Annotated in this window: 14 protein-coding genes and 1 tRNA gene; 6 read left to right on the forward strand and 9 right to left on the reverse strand. The window is 46.4% G+C overall.

All coding sequences use genetic code 11. The features are described 5' to 3' along the window. Positions 1-100 precede the first annotated feature (100 nt). The 3 genes from B0680_RS06590 to B0680_RS06600 all read right to left on the reverse strand — a co-directional run bounded on the left by B0680_RS06590 (position 101) and on the right by B0680_RS06600 (position 6,395). Positions 101-2,317 carry a site-specific recombinase gene (locus tag B0680_RS06590; protein ID WP_078254366.1) on the reverse strand — a complete coding sequence of 739 codons (2,217 nt, stop codon included), beginning with the start codon at positions 2,315-2,317 and terminating at the stop codon, positions 101-103. 395 nt (positions 2,318-2,712) lie between these two features. After that, positions 2,713-4,488: an acyl-CoA dehydrogenase C-terminal domain-containing protein gene (locus tag B0680_RS06595; protein WP_078254301.1), complete on the reverse strand. Its 1,776-nt coding sequence runs from the start codon at positions 4,486-4,488 to the stop codon at positions 2,713-2,715. 74 nt (positions 4,489-4,562) lie between these two features. Beyond that, on the reverse strand, positions 4,563-6,395 hold the full coding sequence (locus B0680_RS06600) for an acyl-CoA dehydrogenase C-terminal domain-containing protein (protein ID WP_078254302.1): 1,833 nt from the start codon (positions 6,393-6,395) through the stop codon (positions 4,563-4,565). A gap of 166 nt (positions 6,396-6,561) precedes the next feature. Between B0680_RS06600 and B0680_RS06605 the strand changes: the two genes are divergently transcribed. Next, positions 6,562-7,008 carry a hypothetical protein gene (locus tag B0680_RS06605; protein WP_078254303.1) on the forward strand — a complete coding sequence of 149 codons (447 nt, stop codon included), beginning with the start codon at positions 6,562-6,564 and terminating at the stop codon, positions 7,006-7,008. 51 nt (positions 7,009-7,059) lie between these two features. On the opposite strand, the gene purU is transcribed toward B0680_RS06605, so the two are convergent. The 6 genes from purU to B0680_RS06635 all read right to left on the reverse strand — a co-directional run bounded on the left by purU (position 7,060) and on the right by B0680_RS06635 (position 13,918). After that, entirely contained in the window at positions 7,060-7,935 is an 876-nt protein-coding gene (gene purU / locus B0680_RS06610; RefSeq protein ID WP_078254304.1) for a formyltetrahydrofolate deformylase, read from the reverse strand. 88 nt (positions 7,936-8,023) lie between these two features. Further along, positions 8,024-8,818, reverse strand: a complete 795-nt coding sequence (locus B0680_RS06615; RefSeq protein WP_078254305.1) for an ABC transporter ATP-binding protein — start codon at positions 8,816-8,818, stop codon at positions 8,024-8,026. Between the two features lie 9 nt (positions 8,819-8,827). Beyond that, positions 8,828-9,721 carry an ABC transporter permease gene (locus tag B0680_RS06620; RefSeq protein WP_078254306.1) on the reverse strand — a complete coding sequence of 298 codons (894 nt, stop codon included), beginning with the start codon at positions 9,719-9,721 and terminating at the stop codon, positions 8,828-8,830. A gap of 187 nt (positions 9,722-9,908) precedes the next feature. Further along, on the reverse strand, positions 9,909-10,910 hold the full coding sequence (locus B0680_RS06625) for an ABC transporter substrate-binding protein (protein ID WP_078254307.1): 1,002 nt from the start codon (positions 10,908-10,910) through the stop codon (positions 9,909-9,911). Between the two features lie 278 nt (positions 10,911-11,188). Beyond that, positions 11,189-11,265, reverse strand: a tRNA-Ile gene (locus B0680_RS06630). A 55-nt stretch (positions 11,266-11,320) separates the two neighbouring features. Then, positions 11,321-13,918, reverse strand: coding sequence for a heavy metal translocating P-type ATPase (locus tag B0680_RS06635; protein WP_228143762.1), 2,598 nt, complete (start codon positions 13,916-13,918; stop codon positions 11,321-11,323). A gap of 138 nt (positions 13,919-14,056) precedes the next feature. Between B0680_RS06635 and B0680_RS06640 the strand changes: the two genes are divergently transcribed. The 5 genes from B0680_RS06640 (at position 14,057) to prmA (ending at position 19,924) form a co-directional block, all read left to right on the forward strand. After that, the gene (locus B0680_RS06640) at positions 14,057-14,278 is read left to right on the forward strand and encodes a hypothetical protein (protein WP_078254309.1); all 222 of its coding nucleotides are present in this window, start codon (positions 14,057-14,059) and stop codon (positions 14,276-14,278) included. A gap of 1 nt (position 14,279) precedes the next feature. Next, entirely contained in the window at positions 14,280-14,732 is a 453-nt protein-coding gene (locus B0680_RS06645) for a helix-turn-helix transcriptional regulator (protein WP_078254310.1), read from the forward strand. A gap of 174 nt (positions 14,733-14,906) precedes the next feature. Further along, positions 14,907-17,324 (forward strand): penicillin-binding protein 1B, encoded by a 2,418-nt coding sequence (mrcB, locus tag B0680_RS06650; protein ID WP_078254367.1) that lies wholly within the window; start codon positions 14,907-14,909, stop codon positions 17,322-17,324. Between the two features lie 175 nt (positions 17,325-17,499). Further along, positions 17,500-18,906 carry a tetratricopeptide repeat protein gene (locus B0680_RS06655; RefSeq protein WP_078254311.1) on the forward strand — a complete coding sequence of 469 codons (1,407 nt, stop codon included), beginning with the start codon at positions 17,500-17,502 and terminating at the stop codon, positions 18,904-18,906. 94 nt (positions 18,907-19,000) lie between these two features. Next, complete coding sequence (gene prmA, locus B0680_RS06660; RefSeq protein ID WP_078254312.1) at positions 19,001-19,924, forward strand: 50S ribosomal protein L11 methyltransferase; 924 nt, start codon at positions 19,001-19,003, stop codon at positions 19,922-19,924. Positions 19,925-19,992: the final 68 nt, after the last annotated feature.

Below are 19,992 nucleotides of genomic sequence, written 5' to 3' on the forward strand. Positions count from 1 at the left end.
TATTATCCATCCTACCACATCAACAGTCAATCACCCCAATGATAATTTGCCAAAATTTTTATTTATTTGGCAAATTATTTGGGCGGTTTATTTGGACTAGTTATTTGGGCAGTTTTGGCTTATTATCCGGCTTTGGCAGGGATGAATGTTGCTCTTCGCCATTATCTGCCTGCGCCAAATATTCATCACTCACCGGCTCAAAAGTCGCTTCGCTGATGTCTTGTGAGATTTCCTTAGCATCTTTTGGCTTAAAGCCTAGACGGCGGACGATGGCATCAGAGAAAAAGCGGGTTTCTTTGTCTTTGACTTCGTCATGAATCATCTCGCCATCACTGTTAATCTGTGCATATTTGACCGCTTCTTTGCGTGGCCATACAAAGTCCAAAGGACGGCTTTTGAAATGGTCAAATACTAGGCGATTTAGGCGTTTCCATTCAAAGAATTTCACCCCTTTTGAACGCAGTGCCACCATCAATGCCAAAGAAAAACTCACCATCAAGTTGACCATACCAATCAGTAGCACACCCACAAATGACAAGGTAATCACCTGCCAAGTCAAATCCTGTGGCGATAGATGGAAAATACCATGAATAAAGTTCGCTGACGCAAAGGCAATATGGCGAATATCCAGCGGCAAGCCAAGCATATAACCAACCGTCGCCGTACTACCAAGAAAGCAACCAAAGATAAAGTTGCCCATGATAGCGCCAAGATTCGCTTCTACAAATGTGCCTAGCTTATTTTGCCAATCAGGGGATAAGAATTTTTTGAGCAATGGATGGCGACGGATACGCTCACCGATTTTATTATAAGCGGCCAAATTGTCATAATAGCCCGAAATCAGCCCCGACACGAACAAGAACACCCCGGCAATGGCAGCGTGTGGCAATGATAGCGAGCGGATTGGGTCTAGGTCATGCAGTAGATATGCTGCCATCTTACCATCAATCATCGGCGCGCCATTTAAGTATTTCCAACTGATAGCAATCAAAAACGCCACCGGCATCGCCACCGAAATATTCCCCAAAATCGCCACAAACTGCGTCCGCAAAATATCAACAATCAGCTCGGCAAGCTTGGTCATTTGTTGGGTTTTTTTGCCCGATGATTCTGAAATCGTCGATGCAATTGCCGCTGCTGTCATCGCAGGCTGTTTGGTTGCGACCGTACCTTTGGCGATATGAATAAACACAAAGCCCAAGCCATAAATCATGCTATTGATAAATGCTTTGCCAATCGGCGCAAGCACAAGATATGAGCCCAAGATTTTTAGCGTCGCCATAAAGCCGATAAACAGACCACCGATAGCTGCTTTACGGTACATTTTTTTGTAGCCACTTGGGTCGGTACTGATGTAGTTCTCACCGACACGGCTGGCATTCTCAGTGACTTTGCGTGATAATAGCTTGGTATTACTCTCAATCAATGAGCCAAAGCGATAGCGAGTATTGGCAGTACGCACCACAGACGATGCCAGCTCCACGATGGATTTATCACGGTTGGCATCTTTATCCGTCACCAAATCCACCAGCACCTGCATCCGATGCAAGCTTTGCTCCAGACGTACAAGCAGGTTCGTCATGCGAATCGAAATGCCCGTCTTATACACCCGCTTACGCACGCTAGTCACGATGTCTTGGCACTGCTCCACCATCACCAATAATGGCGCAGGGTCAATGTCCACTTCAGGCATCTCATCGGTCATCTCATCCAGCTTATGTGCTTGGCGGTACTGATTGACGAACAAGATAGCTTCTTGGTTTTGGGCGACAAAGGCAGCCGAGTGATTGAGTAGCTCAGGATAAAATTCCATTAACTCTGCGTGCAGACCCATGCCACTGACACGATAAGATAGGATAACAATCGCATTTAGAATATTATTCTTAATCTGCGCAACCAAACTTAAATCATCAGCGCCGACTTGCACCAAATCAACGAGCGTATCCCATTTGTCCGCATCGATATTGGCAATCCATTTGTAGTCATTTTTTTGGTCAAATAGATAATTGGCAAGCTCGACCACCAGCTCTTCGTTGGGCAATAATGGCAAAAAGCGATGCCCAATCAGCTTGGTCACACTACCAAAAAAAGTCTCATCCGACGCAATCCCCGCATCGGTATATAAAGGAATTTGGCGATATTTGGTAATCAGTCTTAGGATAAATGCCGCCAGCGCCTGACCGTATTCAGGATTGGCTTGCAATAGCTCAATGAGCTCATCAATCTTGGCGTTCGCCCCATCCACATCATCACTATCCACACGCAATGCGTCAATCAATCGCTTGAGCGACTCAGGCTCAGGCAATTCCCGTAGCATGGCGATATGTTGCAGGATATGCTGTAAATCTTGACTGGTTGATAAAGTCACAAAGGGCTCCGTACTCAACTGATGGCTTTGAAAAATGCGGTGCAATCTTGGGACGATTGACACTTGTCATTACAGGTGTTATTGCTAAGTTTTGCCAATAAAATCACGCATTTTTCTGATAAAACTTGCCACACTGTAACACACTTCACCCATTTTGCCAAATTCCAAAAGTGAATTTATTGGACAAAATTTGTATCAAAATCTTGTATTTTTTGAATTTTTATTATGTAAATTGATAATATCAGTTAAATAATTGCATTGATGAAAATTGATACAATTGATAAAAAAAGCAAACCACACTGGGTGATTTGCTTTGGATAACGACAAATAGGATTAATGCGTCTTTAGACAAAAAACGCTTGGTCAAATGCCATCAGTGTCGCAGAGCCTGCTTTTGCCATCTGGGCATGAGTCTGCAAATCAGGCAAACTGCGTGCCACAAAATAATCAGCAAGCTTGTGGCGTGATTCATAAAACTCGCCCGCCTTGCCATCAGCTGCATTGACAATCAACAGATACATATAAGCATAGCACAGATAGCCAACAGCGTGCAGATAATCCACCGCAGAAGCGTTGATGGCGTGCGGGTCGGATTTGGCAGTCTCAATCAGCGACTCGGTCAAGGCTCGCACTGTGCTTACAGACTCTGCCGTCGCTGTGACGATGGCATGGTTTGCTGTACTTGCTTGGCAAGCAGCTGCAATCTCATCCAAGAACGCAAACATCGCCTTGCCGCCATCTTTGATGACCTTGCGACCAAGCAAATCCAGCGACTGAATACCGTTCGTCCCTTCATAAATCTGCGAGATACGCGTATCACGGACGATTTGTTCCATACCCCATTCTTTGATATAACCATGCCCACCAAAGACCTGCTGACAGTCGATGGTCGCATCAAATGATTTGTCAGTGACAAATGCTTTGGCAATCGGTGTCAGTAGCGCAACCTTCGCCTGGGCTGCCTGCACCGCATCGGCATCATCGCTGAATTTGGCGATATCGAGATTTTTGGCGACATACATCGCAAAGGTACGAGCAGCGACGCTATTGGTCTTAGCGTTCAATAGCATACGGCGCACATCAGCAAAATGAATGATGGCATCAGCAGGTTTATCAGCATTGACGACACCTGTATCAGCACGACCTTGCAGGCGGTCTTGGGCATAGGCAGCGGCGTTTTGATAAGCCAGTACGCTTGCACCCAAACCCTGTAGCCCCATCGTGACACGCTCATAGTTCATCATCACAAACATCGCTGCAAGCCCTGTATTTTCAGCACCCACAAGATAGCCTGTCGCTCCATCAAAGTTCATCACGCAAGTCGCTGATGCTTTGATACCCATCTTATGCTCAATAGAGCCTGCCTTGACATTGTTGCGCTCGCCTAGACTGCCATCATCATTCACCATGACTTTTGGCACGATAAACAGCGAAATACCTTTTGAGCCAGCAGGCGCATCTGGTGTCTTGGCAAGCACCAAGTGAATGATATTCTCCGCCAAATCATGCTCACCACCAGTGATAAAAATCTTAGTCCCCGTGATGGCATAGCTACCGTCGCCATTTGGCACAGCACGAGTTTTGATAATCCCTAAATCCGTGCCTGCGTGCGCTTCGGTCAAGCACATCGTGCCTGCCCACTGCCCTGCGTATAACTTCTCAAGATACATCGCTTTTTGCGCTTCGCTTGCCGCCGCAAGCAGGCAGATGCTAGCACCTACGGTGAGATTGGGATACAGAGCAAATGCTTGGTTGGTGGCGAACATCATCTCTTCGGTCAGCATCGTGACCATCTTTGGCATACCCTGCCCGCCATAGTTTGGGTCACCGCCAAGCCCAATCCAGCCTGCTTCAGCATATTGAGCAAAGGCATCTTTGTAGCCCGTTGGCGTGGCAACTTTACCATCACCCAGATACTTCGCCCCTTCATCATCGCCTGATTGATTGAGCGGTAATAGTACTTCGGTGGCAAACTTTGCCATCTCATCCAAAATCATATCCACCGTGTCTTCATCGACATGGCTAAGCTTGTCATGAGCTTGCCAAAAACTTGGCGCATCAAACACTTCTTTGAGCGTAAAACGCATCTCATCAAGCGGTGCAGTATAAGTCAGCGTCATAAAATTTCCTTATTTTTTAACCTAAGCTGATTGCATGGCGACAATCAGCTGTTTGTACTTTTTTAGATGAGTGATTAATAAGCAAACTGCTCAATATCCATCGCCATCAAGCACTCTTCGCCGCTATTAATGCGTGCAACATGAACCGCCGTGCGTGGCAATAGCTTGGTAAAATAAAACTGCGCAGTCTTAACTTTGGCATCATAAAATCCATAATCGCCGTGCAGTGATTTATCACTATCAAGGTTGGCATCAAAGTCGCTTAATTTTGACTTAGCAACGACAGCCATACGTGCCCATAGATAAGCCAGCGTCACATAGCCTGAGAAGTACAGATAGTCCACCGCCGCTGCACCGATGGCATCAGGGTTTTGCGTGCCTTGTAGTCCGATGCGAGCGGTAATATCACCCCATTGTTTATTGAGCTTGGCAAGTGGGCGGATAAATTGACCAAGTTCGTCATTCTCTTCATGTTCTTTGCAGAATTTATGGATAATCTTGGTAAAGTTGGCAAGCATACGCCCTTGTGAGCCCAGCACCTTACGGCCAAGCAAATCTAGCGATTGAATCTCTGTCGTGCCTTCGTACAAGCAAGCAATGCGGGTATCACGGACATTTTGCTCCATGCCCCATTCGCTGATAAAGCCATGTCCGCCATAGACTTGTACGCCGTGATTGGCAGACTCGTAGCCTGTTTCGGTCAAGAACGCCTTAGCAATCGGCGTCAATAGCGACAGCATATCATCGGCAAATTTGACATCCACACCATCAGCATCACCACCTTTGGCGACGATATCAGCATATTGCGATAGATAGTACACGAGCGCACGACCACCTTCGGCAAAGGCTTTGCTTGTCAGCACCATATTACGCACGGCAGGATGGTGGATAATGCGGTCAGCAGGCTTGCCTTTGTCCTTAACCCCTGAGATTGAACGCATGGCGGTGCGGTCTTTGGCATAAGCAAGCGAGCCTTGAAATGCAAACTCCGCAGCACTCAAGCCCTGAATTGCCGTGCCGATACGAGCGACATTCATAAAGGTGAACATACAGTTTAGGCCACGATTTTTTGGGCCAATCAGATAACCCGTCGCCCCATCAAAGTTCATCACGCAAGTGGCGGATGCCTTGATACCCATCTTGTGCTCAATTGAGCCACACACCACGCCATTACGAGCGCCGATTGAGCCATCAGCATTCACCAAAAACTTCGGCACGATAAACAGCGAAATCCCCTTCGTCCCTGCAGGCGCATCAGGCAGGCGAGCTAGGACGATATGGATGATGTTTTCGGTCAAATCATGCTCACCAGCTGAGATAAAGATTTTTTGCCCAGTAATAGCATAGCTACCATCATCATTAGGCACGGCACGGGTTTTGATGATACCCAAATCCGAGCCTGCATGCGCTTCGGTCAAGCACATCGTACCCGACCAAATACCTGTGTTGAGCTTCTCAAGATAAGTGGCTTTTTGTTCATCCGTGCCATGATGCTCAATGGTGGCAATCGCCCCATGCGACAGACCTGGATACATGGCAAAAGACCAGTTTGCCGTACCCATCATTTCGCTCACCGCGCTTGATAATGATGTCGGCAAGCCCATACCGCCGTATTCAGGCTCGGCGGCAATCGCAGGAAATCCAAGCTCGCAATAAGTCTCATAAGCTTCTTTAAACCCTGATGGCGTATAGACATTGCCATTATCAAAAGTACAGCCCTCGATGTCGCCTGTGCGATTAAGTGGTGCAATCACCGACTGCGCATAATCAGCCGCCGCTTCTAGATAGCTATTGACCGTATCCGCATCAAGCTCGGCATACGCAGGCAGGCGTGCATAATGTGCTTGGCTATCAAGTAGCTCATGCATGACAAATTTCATATCACGAAGGGGTGCTGTGTATTGCATATGTTATTCCTTTTTTGACAAATTAAGATGTCTATAAAATAAGCCAAAGGCAACAATCATGCAATATTTGGAAAGCGACTGACAAGTCATGATTTGGGTTTGATTTGTATTTATTTTAAGTATTTGATAAGATAAATCATGCAATATGCTGAATTTTGAGTGTTTTATGAAAACTTTATCCGACTACCTATTTCGTTTCACCAATTTGCGGCGCTCGACATCTAAGCTTGGTGTAGCACCCCATAAGCCAATTTTATTACTCGCTGTGATTGATTTATTTGAAAAAGGATTAATCAGCAGTGCTTATATTGAGATTTCATCGGCACTTGAACACGCCTTTAGTTGGCAGTGGGATAATTATGTCAAAACAACGCACCAAAAGCGGTTGGCAACACCTTTTTATCATCTGAGCAATGAAGGTTTTTGGACATTGGACACTCATCCAAATTTTGATGAAATAATGAAAGATAAATCCACCATTAATAGCCTAAATCAGCTCAAAACACTGGTTTATGGTGCTATTTTAGATGATGAATTAGCACAGTTATTATCAGATACTGACAGCCGTACTCGTCTAAAAGACTGTTTAATCCAAACCTATTTTACCGATTAATCAACAAAAAAGACTGGAAAGCATCCAGTCTTTTGCCTAAAGCGGTTCGGCTTAATCAAACACCACCGTCTTAGCGCCATCGATGATGATACGGTCTTCAAGATGCCATTTGACCGCACGGGCAAGCACATCACGCTCGATATCACGCCCCAATTCTCGCAAATCGCTCACGCTAAAGCCATGACTGACCCGCTCCACGCCCTGCTCGATGATTGGGCCTTGATCAAGCTCGCTCGTCACATAATGCGCCGTTGCACCAATCAGCTTTACGCCCTTGTCAAACGCCTGCTTATAAGGGTTCGCCCCAACAAACGCCGGCAAAAACGAATGATGGATATTGATAATACGCCCCTGCCACTGATCGACAAATGACGGGCTCAAAATCTGCATATAGCGAGCGAGCACCAACAGATCATTATCTTTCATCACTTCATGAATCTGATCATACGCCGCTTGCTTATTATCTTTATCCACAGGAATGTGCACAAACTCAATGCCAAACGACTCCACCGACGCACGCAAATCATCATGATTGGACACCACTTGGGTGATTTGGCAGGGTAATGCACCACGACTGTATCGCCATAGTAACTCAAGCAAGGCATGATCTTCTTTAGATACCAAAATGCCGACTTTTTTCAGATCTTTATTGCAATTTAGCTGCCAAGTCATGTGATATTTGGTGGCAACATTGGTAGCAAAGGTCTGCATCAAGGCATCTTTTTTGATAGCAAGTCCATCTAAATGAAACTCAACTCGCATAAAATACTTACCGCCATAAGCTTCGGTGGTATGCTGGTCAAGCGAAATGATGTTCGCCCCTTGATGGTACAAAAATCCCGATACCGCCTGCACGATACCTGATTGGTCTTCACAAGTGACCAACAAGCGTGCTACTTCGCTTTCACAGCCTTCACAATTACTCATAATCTTACTCTTAATATTTTAAAAATAAAAGGACATCTGATAGCCAATGTCCTTTTCACAACTTTCCAAGATATGCTTATCGGGCAAATCAGCCAAGAATCAGACTGTCGTCTTCGACTTTTTCGCCACGAGTTTTTTCAAACATATTCAACAAATCCTGCACCGTCATGCCACGACGCTCATCACCAGAAACATCAAGCACCACTTGGCCTTGATGTAGCATCACTGTGCGAGTGCCGTGTGTCAACGCTTGTTGCATCGAGTGCGTGACCATCATGGTGGTAAGCTTACCATCACCGACGATTTTATCCGTCAGCTCAAGCACAAAGGCAGCGGTCTTTGGGTCAAGAGCAGCGGTGTGCTCATCCAGTAGTAAAATCTTAGACGGTTGCAAGCTTGCCATCAGCAGGCTCACCGCTTGACGCTGACCACCTGAGAGCAGACCCATACGGTCGGTTAGACGATTTTCTAGACCGAGCTTTAGGATGGAGAGCTTTTCACGAAATAGCTCACGGTTTTTGGCATTGAGTGCGCCGCCTAGCCCACGACTACCACCACGCTTATACGCCAATGCCATATTCTCTTCGATGGTCAAAGCTTCACAAGTACCTGCCATCGGGTCTTGGAATACACGCGCGACTTGCTTGGCACGCTTATGCGTATCTTGGCGAGTGACATCTTGACCATTAATCAAAATCGAGCCACTATCGACACGCACCGCCCCACTGATGGCGTTCAAAAAAGTTGATTTGCCTGCGCCGTTTGTACCAATCACGGTGACAAACTCACCATCAGCAATCGATAGCGACAGCCCACGCAAGGCAGGATTTTCAATCGGGGTGCCCGCATTAAATGTCAGGCGTAAATCAGTTGCTTGTAACATATCTATCCCCTAGGCTTTTTTGGCAAGTAGCTTGGACTTGATTTTTGGTAGCATCAGTACAATCACCACCAGTAGCGATGTGACTAAGTTCAAATCTTGTGACTTAAAGCCAATACCACGCAGCAAATCGCTCGATAGTGCAATTTGAACAAACAAACGGTACAAAATCGCACCAATCACCACCGCCAAAGTCATCCAAAAAATCCGCTTGGCAGAAATAACCGCTTCACCGATAATCACCGCAGCCAAACCAATGACAATCGTACCGATACCCATCGATACATCAGCAAAGCCTTGAGTCTGTACGAACAACGCACCCGATAGAGCAATCAAGCCATTCGAGATCGCCATGCCTAGGATAATCACCCACGGCGTATTAATGCCCTGCGCTTGTGCCATGCGTAGGTTTGAGCCTGTGGCACGCATCGCAAGACCTGTCTCGGTACTAAAGAACCAATCCAAGGCAAGCTTGACCAGCACCACCACGCCTGCCACGACAGCAACACGCACCCAAAAGCCATTGCCGCCATCAATAAATGGCGTAAAGACAGTCGGTTGACCCAGTAGTGGCAAGTTTGGCGCATCCATGATGCGTAGGTTCACCGAGTACAAAGCTGTCATCATCAAGATACCTGCCAATAGGTGCAAAATACCCAATTTGACGTGCAGCCAAGCCGTCATCATCCCTGCCATCATCCCCGCCATCATGCCAAAAGCACACGCCAGCCACGGATTTAGACCTGCAACAATCGCCACGCCTGCCACTGCGCCACCCAAAGGAAAGCTACCATCAGCAGTCAAATCTGGAAAATCCAAAATACGAAACGAAATCAGCACACCCAGTGCCATCAGGGCATAAATCAGACCACTTTCTAGTGCTCCGAACAACGCAATCAAAGTCATAGGCAATACTCGCCACTAAAAATACAAAACGCCTATTATAACAAAATCCTTGTCATGATAGAAACAAAATTAATAAATCGTTATTAAAACGCAAAACAACCCAAGTCAATCGTTGCACTTGGGTTTGAGCAAATCGCCCAATTCATATTCATATCATAGTCATTGGGCGATATAGTACAGCCGTAGATTACTCAACCACTTTGGCAGCACGATCCAAGACAGCTTGTGGCAAGGTTACGCCTTGCTCTTCGGCGTGTTTTTTGCTGACATATAGGTCAAGATTTTGTGAAATATACACAGGGATGGCTTCTGGTTTTTCACCTTTTAGTACTTTGGCGATAATCTTACCAGACTCTTTACCAAGGTCTGTGTAGTTCACACCAAGCGCTGCCACCGCACCACGCTTAACTGTACTGGTATCAGCTGAGATCAATGGAATTTTTGCCTCTTTAGCGACTTGGTACAGCGCTTCATACGCATTGATGACATTATTGTCTGTTGAGGTATAAATCACATCCACTTTACCCTCTAAAGCCTTTGCCGCTTGAGTAATATCGGTCGATTTTGGTGCGGACGATTCAATAACATTGATACCAAGCGGTGCCAGCTTTTCTTTTAGATTTTTTAGCACGACAGTTGAGTTCACTTCACCTGGGCTATAGACATAGCCGACATTTTTGACATTTGGAATCAGCTCACGAATCAGCTCAATCTGTGGCTCATACGGTAGCACATCTGATGCACCGGTGACATTGTTGCCTGATTTTTCTAGGCTAGCGACAAGCTTAGCTTCAACTGGGTCAGTCACCGCTGAGAAAATCACAGGAATCTCAGTGGTCGCTGCTGCCACCGATTGCGCTGATGGTGTAGCGATGGCATAAATCGCATCCGGCTTATCCCCGGCAAATTGTTTAGCAATCTGACCTACAGTTGCCATGTTGCCTTGAGCTGATTGAAAAGTAACTTTTAGGTTCTCACCTTCTTTAAAGCCTTCGGCAGCCAGTTGTTCAATCGCACCGGTGCGAGCTGCATCCAGTGCAGGATGCTCTACATAAGCAGTGATTGCCAAAGTCTTAGTTTCGGTAGCAGGTGCAGCGGCGGCTGCATTATCAGCTGGCTTATCACCACCACAGGCGGTCAATGCTAAGGCGGTGATGCTTGCCCAAAGGGTAGTTTTTAAAAATTTCATGGCGGACTCCTTGTCAAGGAAAATAAAATAAAAAGCTTTGGCAAAATTGCCATTTAACGCTGAGTTTAGCATACAGTTAATGGGTGAACAAGTGATTTTGTGTGAATTATTTCAAAATTGTGACGGTTTTGACCAATAATCTTGCCACTTGTGGTTGAATGGGTGCTTTTGATGGTTATTCATTGGTTATTAGTAACAAAATCAGTGATGATAAATGATACATAAAACAAAAAAGACTCACAGTCAAACTGCAAGTCTTTGATGTTATTACATAAATTTGGTAGGCCCAGCAGGGCTCGAACCTGCGACCAAAGGATTATGAGTCCTCTGCTCTAACCGACTGAGCTATAGGCCCAAATAAAGTATGCGACATTATACACAAAGCCAACCGCTTAGTAAAGCATCAACAATCAGCCACGCTTGATACGCATGGCGTTCGCCACTACAGCTAGGCTTGATAAGCTCATGCCAATGGCAGCCAGCCAAGGCGGTACATAGCCAAAGGCGGCAGGCAGCAGCACCGATGTATTATAAATCAATGCCCAGCGCAGGTTTTGGCGGATGATGGCTTGGCTCTTAATAGACAGTCCGATAGCACGGTCAATGGCGATGAGCTTACCACCAAGTAACACGCTATCGCTTGAAACTTGGGCAAGGTCGGCAGCACCTGCGATGGATGTAGAGACATTGGCGGCAGCGAGCACGGGTGCATCATTGATACCATCACCGACCATCAGCACCGTCTCGCCATTTGCTTGTAAGCGTTTGATATGATTGACTTTATCTTCGGGACTTAGTCCATAATAAGCTTCTGTAATACCCAAATCGGCAGCGACTTGTAGTGCATTGGGATTGGGGTCGCCTGTGAGCATGAGCGGTGTGATGCCACGAGCTTTTAGCCCATCAATCATCGCTTTGGCATCGGCTCGCAGTGAGTCATTAAAATAAAAGCGAGCGACAATTTGCCAAGCATCATTTTGCCATCTTGACATCAGTACCGACATATTGGCTTGATAGTCGCTTAAGTTTTCGGCAAATTGCCCCAGTGACGGACTATCGCCATCCACAGCAGAATCACCGACAAAGCGTAGATGGCCAATGCGATAACGCACGCCATCAATCACCCCTTCGATACCGCCTGCGGTGTGATGCACGACATCCACAACCTTAGGCAGGTGCAAGCCATGTGCCGCTGTCAACAGCGCCTTTGCCACCGGATGACGACTGCCAATCTCAAGTGCCGCCGCTTTGGCAAGAAGTTCTGATTTATCATCATCGCCAATCACCACAAGCAAATTTGCCTGTCCTGTGGTCAGCGTCCCTGTCTTATCAAATGCGACTTTTGTCACCGTCGAGAGCGTCTGCACCGTATGCCCCCGTGTGGTCAAAAAGCCAAAGCTTGCCAAGCGATTGGTCGCCACCGTCAGCGCAATCGGTGTCGCCAAAGAGAGCGCACACGGGCAAGTCGCCACCAGCACCGCCACCGTCGCCCACAGCGCTTCATGCTTATCAATAAACCACCAGACGGCGAACACCAGTAGCGACAGCACCAGCACCCGAGCCACGAACCAGCGAGCCATACGGTCGGCATCTTGGGCGATTTTTGGCTTTTCGCTCATCGCACGGTTCATCAAGCGGTCGATGAGTGCAATTTGACTATTATCCACATCCGCAGTGACGAGCATCACAAAAGGCTGTGAGTCATTTTGAGCACCGCCCACCATTACATCACCCCGAGTTTTGACAATCAAATCACTCTCACCGGTCAATAGACTCTGCGACACCGTCGCCGTCTCGGACAACAAAATTCCATCAGCGACAATCTGACTGCCTGCATCGATGGCGATGATATCACCGACTTTGACACTTTGGGCTAGGATTTTGTCCGTGCCATCGAGTGCTGATTTGGATAAATGCCGTCCGACATCCTGCCACCATGCATCAATGATGGACGCATCCAAAGTCCCTGCTTGTACTTGGGTGATGAGCGAACTATTTTCGTCCAATCGCTTGACCAAAGTCGGCTCAATCACCACCAAATCCGATGCCATGTTCGATGCTTTTAGGCGAGCATTTTGTTCGATAAATCGCCCAGCAAGCAAAAAGAAAATAAACATCGCCACCGAGTCAAAATAAGTCTCGCCACCGCCGATGATGGTCGCATAAAGGCTTGCGGCAAATGTAGTAATCAGCGCAATCGATACCGGCACATCCATATTGACTTGGCGCGCCCGAATCGCATAAAACGCCGAGCCAAAAAACGGCAACGCCGAATAAAAAAACACCGGAATACTCACAAACAGCGACACATACCGCAAAAAATCCCGATGCTCAATCAGCATCCCGCTGTACTCACCAAAATACATCCCGATAGAGAACATCATCGCCTGCATCGCCCCAAGCGCAGCGATACCCAGACGGATGAGCATCTTTTTGTTTTGACGCTTGAGCATTGCTTCGTGCGTATCTTGGCGGTATGGCTTGGCATCATAGCCCACCGAATGTACCGCTTTTAGAATCTCGCTAATCGGCAAAACATCATCGTCCCAATTCACCCGCATCCGCTGTTGGGTGAGATTGACTTGACAAGATTTCACGCCTGCCATCGACCGCAGACGAGTCTCAATCAGCCAAGTACACGCCGAGCATTTGAGATTGGCGACGGATAATTCAGCGGTGCTACCGCCATTTTCGGCATAGACGAATTGCCCCTTGATATCGGCATGGTCATAGGCGCTAAAATTGATGGCATCAGGCAGGCTTGCCGTTGGGCTGATTTCACGGCGGTCAAGATAATATTGGCTAAGATTGGCTTCAACGATGCTTTGGCTCGCCAGCTGACAGCCCAGACAGCACATCGCTCGTGGCTTATCAAAAATCACGGTAAAAAACGGCTCTTTTGGCAACACTTCACCACAGTGAAAGCAGCTGCCATCAGGGGGCAAAATCAAGCTTTGTTCTAGGGTGTCGGTATCAGTCTGATAATCAGTCGAGCTCTTTGCGGTCATGATGGTCATCAAATGGTGGGAAATAAGGTATTATAGCACAAAATGACCTACATGAACTCAATGGCAAAGCCGTCAAAAGTGTTTACAAATATAAACACCTTAGCTATAATAACTTATCAGCCTATTAATCAAATACCAATGAAACACCATCCCAACAAAGAAATTAGTGATGCTATCGCTTATGCTATTGCCAATGGTTGGCATATCGTGGCAAGTGGTAAATCATCGCACGCCTATTGTCGATTGCGATGTAATTTTGGGCATAGCACACACCAAATGAGCGTTTGGAGCACACCCAAAAACCCACAAAATCACGCCAAACAAATCATCCGCAAAGTAGATGAATGTCAGGGGGAATAATATGAATACTTACCATTTTACCATCGTTGTTCGAGATGCCATTTTTGATGACAATCTTGAAGATTTACTTTATCAATCAGGGTGTGATGATGCACTAATCTGCACCTTGGATGATACCGTTTATCTTGAGTTTGACCGCATGGCAAATAGTGCAAAAGACGCCATCGCTTCAGCATTTGATAATCTACATACCGCAGGATTTCATGATTTAATCCTGCAAGAAAAAGGTGTATCTTCATTGGCAGAGATGGCGAAACGCTTGGGATTGTCTCGTATGGCACTCAGCCACTATGCCAAAGCAACCCGTGGCGATGGCAATTTTCCTAAGCCTGTTTATGGCGTGCAATCAGGTTCAGCTTTGTATGCTTGGCATGAAGTCGCCAACTGGCTATATCAACAAAACAAGCTACCAAAGACAGATTATGATGTTGCCATGTGTGCCAATTATTTCTAAAAAATTGATTAATTTTATTAAATAATTATCATCACAGGCATCAAAAACCCTTAACACACCCAACAAAAATCCTACAATCAAGCAAATCTTAGCCAATTTTCTACGCTGATTTTGCTTGAAAATTGAACGAATTTGGGCGATAGTATGATTTTTGATTTTGTGGGTGGATTTATAATGCCAAAAACTCGCCGTACGCAGTCGGGCTTTATTGGGTTATTGTTGGTGCTATTGATACTGATGGCGATAGTCGCTGTGGCGTTGTACGCCATGTACCTAAATGCGACTGTCGTCTCAAAGTTTGAAAGTCGTCGTTGGGACATCCCAGCAACGCTCTACTCTCGTCCGCTCATGCTGTATCAAGGCGCAAGCCTATCCCCTGCCGAGCTTGAATCTTGGCTTAAGCTCTTGCGATACAGCCAAGCCAAACCCACCAAGACAGGCAGTTACCAAAAATCGGGCAACACCTACACCATCTACACACGGGGCTTTAGCTATGGCGATAACGACACCGACGCCAAACAGCTGATTGAAATCACCTTTAAAGACAATCAAATCAGCGGGCTCAAAAGCACCGTGCCAAGCCGTACGGGGATTGTACGCCTTGAGCCGGTGAATATCGGCGGCATCTATCCTGAGAGCAACGAAGACCGTCAGCTCATCACCAAAGAGCAAATGCCAAAACAGCTCATCGATGCGCTGATTGCCACCGAAGACCGCAGTTTTTATGAGCATCACGGTGTATCTTTGCGTGGTATCAGCCGTGCCATCGTCGCCAATACCACAGGTCAGCCGATGCAAGGTGGTTCAACTATTACTCAACAGCTTGTCAAGAATTTCTACCTAAACTCTGAACGCACGCTCAAGCGTAAGGCCAATGAAGCCATCATGGCGCTACTGCTCGAAGCTCGCTATGGCAAGCAAGAAATTTTGTTAGCTTATCTAAATGAAATCAATCTAGGGCAAAATGGCAATCGCTCGGTGAATGGCTTTGGGATTGCATCGCAGTTTTATTTTGACAAGCCACTCAATGAACTTAGCCTTGACCAATACGCCCTATTGGTCGGCTTGGCTCGTGGGCCAAGTCATTATAATCCGCGCAAAAATCCCGAACGAGCACTGGAGCGACGCAACACCGTGCTTAATAATATGCTCGTTACTGGCAAAATTGACAACGCCACTTATCAAAAAGCCATCAAAAAACCGCTTGGCGTGGTCAAAACCCCTGCCATCGCCAAATCTAGATTTCCTGATTTTTTGGATGCGGTACAGCGAGAATTACAAGCCTATTATCGTAAAGAAGATTTACAAAATAAAGGGCTAAAAATCATCTCAACGCTCGACCCAATCGCTCAGCAAGCTGCTGATTCGGCGATGGCATCACAGCTATCTAGCCTACGCAAAAAAGGCAGTGCCACCAAAGACTTACAAGGCGCACTTGTCAGTGCACATCCTGCCACAGGCGAGCTTGTGGCGTTGGTTGGCTCAGGCAGTGAGTTTACTGGCTTTAACCGTGCTATCGATGCTAAGCGTCAAGTTGGCTCGCTACTCAAGCCTGTGATTTATCTCACCGCTCTACAATCAGGTCGCTACAATCTGACCACGCCTGTCAATGACAGCCAAGTCACTTATAAGGTCAATGGTAGCAACTGGACGCCCAAAAATTACGGCGGCGCATCGCATGGTAGCACGCCACTACTGAACGCTTTGGCAAATTCATACAACCAAGCGGCGGTGAATGTCGGTCTTGAATTTGGGATGCCTGCGTTTAAGGCGCAGATGGCAAATCTATCCATCACCACCGAAATTCCGCCTTATCCATCAGTGATGCTTGGGGCGATTGATTTGACACCGATGCAGATGCTTGGGATGTATCAGATTTTTGCCAATGGTGGTGCTTATACGCCGATTCATACCATCCGCACGGTGATTGACGAAAAAGGTCGTGTACTACAACGCAGTCAACGACAACAGCAGTTCCGTGCACCACCGCAGGCGGTGTATCTACTGAATCGTGGCTTACAAGAAGTCATCCGCTCAGGCACTGCCAAGGCTGCCAATGACATCAATAAAGATTTGGGGCTCGCCGGTAAAACAGGCACAACCAATGACCATCGTGATGCATGGTTTGCAGGCTACAGTGGCAACTATGTCAGTGTGGTGTGGGTCGGTCGTGATGATAACAAGCCAATCGGCTTATCAGGCGGTACAGGTGCATTGCCGATTTGGACAGATTATATGCGTAGGCTCACCCTAAGCCCTGTCAATCTGCCTGTGCCATCAGGGGTGACTTGGCAATGGATGGATGGCTACAGTGGCGCACTATCAGCACAAGGCTGTACCGGCGCACTATGGCTACCTGTCATTGATGCGTATCGCCCATCACAGATGAGCTCATGCGCCGCCGATATGCTGTATCAACAACAACTCCAAGCGCAAATCCAGTCGCTCGGCGATAATCTCGTGGATATGGGCGGCTACTATATCGAAGGCGAGCCATTATATACGCCTGAGCCCGAAATCTCACCGCAGGATAACTATATCGTTGATGAATATGTCGAACAAACGATGTCAAGCACTCAAGAAGGTTATTAATCATCAAGGGTTGTTAATAAACGCAAAAATAGCAAGTATGGCGAATGATTGGTATATTATTTTAATTCATGTTATAAACTTGTTTAGGTAAATTATTGCAACCATATGTTGAGCACCCGAATAGAAACTGCTATACTAATTAAGTTATTGATTATCTTTTTATAAGGTGTAAACAGTGAAGAAGTTTTCAGCATTGGTGGCGGGCTTGATATTATCAGTATCAGCATGGTCAGCAGATTTTTACACAATTTTAACTAAGGCACAAGGTGGTGATGTTTCCGCTCAATCTGAACTTGGCACTATGTACTATCTTGGCAAAGAAACCAAACAGGATTATCAAAAAGCCAATGAATGGCTAACCAAAGCCGCCCATCAAGGCGATACCAACGCTCTATACTATTTGGGATTGTTGTATAGTAATAGTCAATACACAGCAAACGATGAGCAAAAAGCATTTGAATTTTTGCGCCAATCTGCTGAATTAAACTACCCAACAGCACAAACCAGTTTTGGTTTACGACTGATTGGTCAGAATAACTGCAACGATGGTATCGCATGGCTTGAAAAAGCCGCCAATCAAGGTGATGATTCTGCATTTCTTTTTCTTGAATTTATCTATCAAGAGTTTACCGATAAGGAACTTAGAATACACAATACCTTATATCCACAATGCCCAAAAAACAATACTAAATATTTTTATTGGACACATAAGCACGCCCTAACAGGCAATCCATATGCTCAGTCTCAGTTGGCGTCCTTATATCTAACAGGCATTGGTACAGCCATAGATTATCAGCAAGCCTATTATTGGGCAAGTCTTGCTAGCGATAATGATTCTAGCTATGGCAGCGCGATTGTCGCCAACTTATATCGCAATGGTCTTGGTGTAGCCAAAAACCCCACCAAAGCCATTGAATATTACAAAAAAACCATCTCGCAAATACAAGGCGAATTGGCGAGGCAGATAGATGGGTTAGTTAAAGATAGCTCTCAACAACTCCTCAATTCAAGCATGTCGATGCTTGCGAGCTATTACTATGAGCTGGGTATGTACACCCATGCACACGGCTATCTAACACAGTTGTTATACACAACCGAAGCAAATGCTGCTAAATCACTGCTTGCAACTATGTACAGCGAAGGCTTAGGCGTGACAAAAAACGAAGAGCAGGCATTTGTTTACAATAAAGATTTGGCAGAACTAGGCTTTCCCGAAAATCAGTTTAATGTCGGACTCGCCTATCATCTTGGTCTTGGTGTTCAGATAGATTATCACCAAGCGGTTTATTGGTACACACTAGCTGCCAATCAAGGCATCTCAGATGCTCAGCTAAATCTTGGGGTATTGTACGCTGAAGGTCAAGGCGTGCGTCAAGATGACAAAACAGCGTTTAATTGGTATGCCAAAGCTGCCGCACAAGGCAATACCATTGCCCAAGAAAACATTGGATCGTTTTATTACGATGGTACAGGCGTACGCCAAAACAAAACCCTTGCCAAAGAATGGTACGGCAAAGCGTGTGATGGTGGCAGTCAAGACGGCTGTGATATGTACCGCCAGCTCAAACAGGCAGGATATTAATCACTACCCAAACAAATCATACCATTCAATTTACCCATCATCAGTCAATATTTGCTATAATATCGGCTGATTTTTATCTATTCTAGGAAAATTTATGTCTTGGCAACAACTTCATCTACAATGCCCAAAATCCGCCGTTGAGCTTGCCGAAGCTTTATTTTATGAAGTCGGCGCCGTCTCTATCTTGCTCGAAGATGCCGGCGATGAGCCACTGTTTGAGCCACTACCGGGCGAAGAGCCACTGTGGAGCGATGTGGTTATCACGGCGATTTTTGATACCAATAGTGATGATAGCTTTGCCAGTACGGATTTTGAAAGCCTTGCTAGCGAGATTGCCACCGAAGTAGATGCCACTCGTTTTTGGCTCACTCGTTTGGATGACAAGGACTGGACACGAGAATGGATGACTTATTATAAGCCGATTAAATGCGCAGGCAATCTGTGGATTGTCCCTGAATGGCTAGATGCGCCCGAGCCTGATGCGACCAATCTTATCTTAGACCCTGGTCTTGCCTTTGGCACAGGCTATCACGCCACCACTCGCCTGTGCCTAGATTGGCTATCTGAGCAGGATTTGACTGATAAGCTTGTCATCGACTATGGCTGTGGCTCGGGTATCTTAGGTGTGGCGGCTTTGCTACTGGGTGCACGACAAGTGCTTGCGGTGGACATCGATCCACAGGCGGTACTTGCCACCAACCAAAATGCCGCCCTAAATGGCGTGGCAGATAAGCTGATTGCCTTTTTGCCCGAAGACTTTGTCGCCTATCGCAAAGACAATCCTGAGCTGTGCGACACCATCACCGCCAATATTCTTGCCAAGCCATTGATTCACTTTGCCCCAACCTTTAGCGAGCTACTCAAAGACGGTGGCAGTATCGTGCTGGCAGGCCTTATCCAAAACCAAACCCAAGATGTCATCAATGCCTACACGCCATACTTTGACATCGATGCGCCGTATGCCTATGATAATGCTGAAGATGGTCATTGGAATCGCCTAAGCGGTCACAAAAAATAACGCCACCGCTTATACAGATTGCTCAAATTTTTTACAAACTTGCTACACGCTATAACACAACAATCATA

The sequence above is a fragment of the Moraxella pluranimalium genome, assembly GCF_002014825.1.
Lineage (GTDB): Bacteria > Pseudomonadota > Gammaproteobacteria > Pseudomonadales > Moraxellaceae > Moraxella > Moraxella pluranimalium.